Below are 623 nucleotides of genomic sequence, written 5' to 3'. Positions count from 1 at the left end.
TGAAGGTCGAGACGGCCAGCGTCGACCGCCGCGACATGCAGTTCTCATACATGGACGGCGAGTACTTCGTCTTCATGGACATGGGCACCTACGACCAGATCCACATCAGCCGGGAGGTCGTCGGCGACGCCGCGAACTTCCTCCTGGAGGGCTTCGAGGCCACGGTCGCGATGTACGAGGGCAACGCGCTCTACGTCGAGCTGCCCGCCGCCGTCGAACTGGTCATCGAGCACACCGACCCCGGNNCTGGAGACCGGTTACGAGATCGGTGTGCCGCTCTTCATCACGACCGGCGAGAAGATCAAGGTCGACACGCGCTCCGGTGAGTACCTCGGCCGGGTGAACAGCTAACCGTGGCTGCCCGCAACAAGGCCCGTAAGCGCGCCTTCCAGATCCTCTTCGAGGCCGACCAGCGCGGGGCGCCCGTGCAGACGGTCCTCGCGGACTGGCTTCGGCACGCCCGGACCGACGACCGCCAGCCGCCGGTCAGCGAGTACACGATGGAACTCGTCGAGGGGTACGCGAAGTACGCCGAGCGCATCGACGAGCTCATCTCCACCTACTCGGTGGGCTGGACGCTCGACCGGATGCCGGTCGTCGACCGGAACATCGTGCGGCTCGGC

1 protein-coding gene and 2 pseudogenes are annotated in these 623 nt (G+C 66.3%); all 3 read left to right on the top strand.

Annotated elements, in window-relative coordinates; all coding sequences use genetic code 11:
- A pseudogene (locus BHU15_RS37510) lies at positions 1 to 244 on the top strand (elongation factor P); the annotation flags it as partial.
- Positions 245 to 246: 2 nt separating this feature from the next.
- Positions 247 to 351: pseudogene (locus BHU15_RS41945) on the top strand (elongation factor P); the annotation flags it as partial.
- 2 nt (positions 352 to 353) lie between these two features.
- On the top strand, positions 354 to 623 hold a 270-nt coding region (locus BHU15_RS37505; protein WP_079128649.1), incomplete at its 3' end, for a transcription antitermination factor NusB.

Source organism: Streptomyces niveus (genome assembly GCF_001723055.1).
GTDB lineage: Bacteria > Actinomycetota > Actinomycetes > Streptomycetales > Streptomycetaceae > Streptomyces > Streptomyces niveus.
The sequence above is the reverse complement of the archived record's forward strand: the minus strand, read 5'-3'. Positions and strand labels throughout refer to the sequence as shown.